The sequence below is a fragment of the Actinoplanes sp. NPDC048791 genome (assembly GCF_040650095.1).
In the GTDB taxonomy this organism is placed as follows: domain Bacteria; phylum Actinomycetota; class Actinomycetes; order Mycobacteriales; family Micromonosporaceae; genus Actinoplanes.
Window position 1 is genome coordinate 1 of sequence record NZ_JBEZGQ010000689.1, and the last position, 4,615, is coordinate 4,615.

Sequence of the window (4,615 nt, forward strand, 5' to 3'; positions counted from 1 at the left end):
GCGAACAGCGGGTGGCCAAGATGTTCGGTCTGGAGGGTGAGAAGTGGACGCGGCACGCCAACCCCGTCAGCGTCTGGACCAGGTTCTCGGTCCTCCCGCTGCTCGCATTGTCGATCTGGAGCCGGGACTGGATCGGCTGGTGGTGCCTCGTGCCGGTCGTCGCCTCGCTGGTCTTCATGATGATCAATCCGCTGCTGTTCCCGAAGCCCCGGTCCACCCGCAACTGGGCGTCCAAAGGGGTCTTCGGCGAACGGGTCTGGTCCGAACGCACCACGGCCACACCCCCGGCCCAGTTCACCACGGCCGTGCTGAACGTGACGTACGCGGTCCAGCTCATCGGGGCGGCCGTGCTCGCCTACGGCCTGGTCCGGCTCCAGGTGGTCGACACCATCGCGGGCCTGGTGATCCTGCTGACCGCCAAGGCCTGGTACATCGACCGGCAGGTGTTGCTGTTCGAGGACATGAAGAGCCGCGATCCGCGGTACGCCCGGTGGGAGTACTGAGCCATGGCGTACCCGACAACCGTCACCGTGCTGGCGGCAACGCTGACCGCCGCCGGTATCGGGGCGAGTTGGCAGGCGATCGCCTCCCGGCGCGACCGGCGCCGGTTCCCGCCTCCCGGCGAGCTGATCGACGTGGGTGATCACCGCCTTCATCTGGTCGTGTCCGGCGAGCCGGGCGACGTGCCCACCGTCGTCCTGGAGTCGGGTATGGCGTCGATGTCGGCCAACTGGGCGTGGGTGCGGCGGGAACTGGCGCAGACCCGCCGCGTCGTCTCCTACGACCGGGCCGGTCTGGGATGGAGTGACCGTGCCACCGGCCCGATGGACGCTGCCACCAGCGCCGCCGACCTGCATGCCGTGCTCGGGGCCGCGGGCATCGGCCCGCCGTACGTGCTCGCCGGCCACTCGTACGGCGGGCTCGTCGTCCGGATGTTCGCCGACCGGTACCGCGACGAGGTCGCCGGGATCGTCCTGGTGGACTCCTCCCACCCCGACCAGTGGGTCACCATTCCCGCCGCACGGGAGGGACGAACGGTGGCGACGGCCAACCGGCTGACGGCGCTGAGCGCCCGTTTCGGCCTGCTGCGTCTGTTGCGGACGGAACGGCCGTTCATCGCCGGCCTGCCCGCCCGCGAGTATGCGGAGATGCGCGCATACCTGGCCCGGCCGCAGGGATGGGCGGCCGGCGCCGAGGGGCTCATCGCCTGGGCCCGGACGTCACGCGAGCAGGTGGACGCAACCCGCGACCTGGGCGACCTACCGCTCGTCGTGCTCAGCGTGACCGAACAGAACCGGTACGCCGAGGTGCTCAGCAGGCTCCAGGCCGAGCTCCCGGCCCTGTCGTCGAACAGCGAGCACCTCACCGTCGCCGGGGCGAGCCACTACACGCTCGTGTCGGAGCGCACCTTCGCCGCGATCGTCGCCGACGCCGTCCGGGTCGTCTCCGCGGCGGCCCTCTCCGGCGGCCAGGTCCGCCGGCCTGCTCCGGTGGCGTGACCCGTCGTCCGCGCGTACCCAACAGGCAAGGAGTCACAATGCCCCGCATCCCCGTCGCCGCCACCGCCGTCCTCGCGGTCGCTGCGCTGAGTCCGGTTCCCTTCGCACCCGCTCCGGCCGCCGGCACCGCGGCGCCGATCGGCTGGCACAGCTGCTCGACCGGGCAGGACGACCAGCTCGGGGCCGCTCTCGACGCCGCCGGTGCGCAGTGCGCCGAGGTCACCGTGCCGGTCGACTACCGCCGGCCGCGGGGCCGGACGATCGCCGTCGCCATCTCCCGGATCCGGGCGACCGACCCCGGCCGGCGACGAGGCGTCCTGCTCACCAATCCCGGTGGTCCCGGCGTGCCCGGCCTCCCCCTGGCTCTGCTCGCACCGTCGATGCCCGAGCTCGCCGCCCGCTACGACTTCGTCGGGATGGACCCACGCTTCGTCGGGCGCAGCGCGCCGCTGCACTGCGACTGGCCGACCGACACGTTCACCCGGTCGGCCGGACCGGACCTGCGGACCTTCCGCACCGGCGTCGACCTCATGCGAGACCTCGCGCGGGGTTGCCGCAACCTCGACCCGGACCTGCTGCCGTTCGCGTCGACCCGTAACACCGCCCGCGACCTCGACGCCGTGCGCCGCGCGCTGGGCGAGCGGAGGATCTCCTATCTCGGTGTCTCCTACGGGACCTATCTCGGTGCCGTTTACCTCCAGGAGTTCGGGTCACACGCCGACCGCTTCGTGCTCGATTCGGCGGCCGACCCGACCGTCTACGGCCCGGGGCTGTTCACCCGCAACGGCCCGGCCATCGCCGCCGCCCTGCGGAACTGGGCCGGCTGGGCGGCCGGGCACGGCGACTACCACCTCGGCACGACGACCGCTCAGGTGCTCGCCACCGTGGACCGGATCAACCAGGTCGCCGGTCGGCGCCCGTTGCGGATCGGCCCGTACGCGGTGGACGGCCGGCTGGTGCCGTACCTGTTGTTCGCCGGCCTGTTCGACGACAGCGACGCGGCGTACGCGGCCCTGTCCGACACCGTACGGACCCTGGATGCCGCACGCCATGGCCGGGCCGTCACGCCTTCGCCGGCACTGGACCAGTTCCTGGCCGGTGTCCTGACCGGTACGGGTGCCGCCACCGACCGGGCCGGGACACCCGTGCTGTGCGCCGATCGAGCGGTGTCGCGCCTTCCCGCCACGTACTTCCGCGACATCCAGGACCATCGGGCGTCCGAGCCGCTCTTCGGGCCGATGACCCGCAACATCACCCCTTGCGCGTTCTGGCCCACCGATCCGGTCGAGCCGGCGACCACGATCGACAACGACGCCCCGGCGATGGTGGTGAGCGCGACGGGCGACCCGGCCACCCCGTACGCCGGTCAGCTCGTCATGCACCACGCCCTGTCCGGCTCCCGGCAGGTCACCTTGCGTAGCGCCTTCCGGCACGGCGCCTACCTCGGAGCGGGCAACGCCTGCGTCGACGACGCGGTGACCGCTTACCTGCTCGGCGGGCCTCTGCCGGCCACAGACCTGATCTGTGAGCGGTGACAAAGGGCTCCACCGCATCACCTGGGATCGGCGGCCCCGCTCTCCCGGGCCCGGCTAGGAGCCGGAACCGGCGGGCTCGGCGATGATCGTCAGATCCCTGATCACCTCCGAGGCGGCGATCGCGCCGAGCGCGGTGAACGGTTGCCGGCCGGGCCGGTCGTCGAGCCTCGACCTGCCGTGGACGTGGATGTCCTCCAGGGTCTGGTCACCGAGCCCGTCGGGGTCACCGACGGCGATGCCCGGGTCGAGCTCGACGACCACGGTGAGGTCGCCGGCCACCCGCTCGATCCGGCTCTGCACCCCGGCGTCCTGCGGCACCTCCCGCCGCCAGCCCCGCCGTTCCAGGCCGAGCACGCGCGTGGCGGGCACCTCGGCCCCGAGGAACCGTTTCAGGCTCTCCTCGCCGGCCGGGTAGGTCTCCCGGCTGAGCTGCGGGAACGGCTGGACGATCTCGTAGTCGGCGAAGACCTCACCCCACGCGGGCAGCGCGGTCCCGAGGTCGAGCGGGTGCGCGACACCGACCGTGACGTCTTCGGGCAGGGCGTACGGCTCGTCGGCGGCATCGGCGTAGCTGCGGTCCTCCGCCACCCGGAACGAGGCGCCGTCCGACACCGTCCAGACGAGCCGCCGCACGATGTGCCAGAGCAGCGGATGACCGGCGAAGTACCGGGCGAACTCCTCCGGTGTCCACCGCCTGCTAGTGACCATGGCCTGCTCCAGCCTCCGCACCTGATCGGCGGCAACCGTCCGCACGTCCTTCTTCAGCGCGGTGAACTGCTGGTAGGCGTCCTCGGCGAGCGGCTCCGAGGGCTTCGGCAGCGCCTTGAGCCGTTTTCCGGTGGCATCCGAGACGTGGGGCCGGAGCTGCTCGTCGAAACCGACCCGGAACTGCCGGGATCCGTAGTCGAGCGTCATGCTCCCGTCGGCGGCGAGGCCGAAGTCGGGCACGAGCCGGTCGGCCAGCTGCTCGGCGGCGAGCCCGAGGGAGTCGGCCACCTCGGTGATCTTCTCCTCGGCGGCGGTCTTGAGGCCCTTGAACTTGGCCCGTTGCGAGATGCCGTACAGCCGCATCAGCGCCACATCGCTGCCGATCGCCGCCAGTGCCCGGACCCCGGCGACCGCCTTGGTGTGCCCGCCGTCGCCCGGCCACGCGAGGATCCGCGGGGTGAGCCGCCGGACGGTGGTGTCGTCGCCGAGCAGCGCCAGGGCGTCGAGCACCCAGCTCTGCTTGGCGTCGGCCCCGGCGAGCTCCCAGGCCTCGAGCAGTCCCCACGCGAACTCGGCCAGGTCGTCCGGCTCGCAGGCGGCGGCGACGAGTCCGATCCCCGCATACGGCTCGTCCATCTTGGAGACGGCCAGCATGGTGATCAGCGCGTCGATCGCGGCGGGTGGCAATGCCCCCGAGCCGTCGCGCAGCCGCACCGGCGGCAACGTCGCGGGCACGGCCCACGCCGGATTCGCTGGCAGCCGGGCGGGCAGCAAGGTCAGTGGGTCGCGCGCCAGCAGCGAGGAGATCGCCGAGGCCGCCGCCGGGCCGTACGAGGTTTCCGCCGAGCGGACCGTGGCAGCGGGCAGGGCCAG

4 protein-coding genes are annotated in these 4,615 nt (G+C 72.4%); 3 read left to right on the forward strand and 1 reads right to left on the reverse strand.

Translation table 11 applies throughout. The annotated features are described in order from the left end of the window. The 3 genes from AB0C29_RS34580 to AB0C29_RS34590 all read left to right on the forward strand — a co-directional run. Positions 1 to 503 (forward strand): DUF6653 family protein (locus AB0C29_RS34580; protein WP_360829354.1); only part of this gene is annotated, 503 nt, incomplete at its 5' end. A 3-nt stretch (positions 504 to 506) separates the two neighbouring features. Then, the gene (locus tag AB0C29_RS34585) at positions 507 to 1,499 is read left to right on the forward strand and encodes an alpha/beta fold hydrolase (RefSeq protein WP_360829357.1); all 993 of its coding nucleotides are present in this window, start codon (positions 507 to 509) and stop codon (positions 1,497 to 1,499) included. Between the two features lie 38 nt (positions 1,500 to 1,537). Beyond that, positions 1,538 to 3,034: an alpha/beta hydrolase gene (locus tag AB0C29_RS34590; RefSeq protein ID WP_360829360.1), complete on the forward strand. Its 1,497-nt coding sequence runs from the start codon at positions 1,538 to 1,540 to the stop codon at positions 3,032 to 3,034. A gap of 54 nt (positions 3,035 to 3,088) precedes the next feature. Here AB0C29_RS34590 and AB0C29_RS34595 read toward each other — a convergent pair. After that, a partial coding sequence (locus AB0C29_RS34595) for a DUF4132 domain-containing protein (RefSeq protein WP_360829363.1) occupies positions 3,089 to 4,615 on the reverse strand: 1,527 nt, incomplete at its 5' end.

Excerpts from the sequence above, each read along its gene's own strand:
- AB0C29_RS34585 (WP_360829357.1), top strand. The coding sequence starts at position 507 with ATGGCGTACCCGACAACCGTCACCGTGCTGGCGGCAACGCTGACCGCC.
- AB0C29_RS34590 (WP_360829360.1), top strand. The coding sequence starts at position 1,538 with ATGCCCCGCATCCCCGTCGCCGCCACCGCCGTCCTCGCGGTCGCTGCG.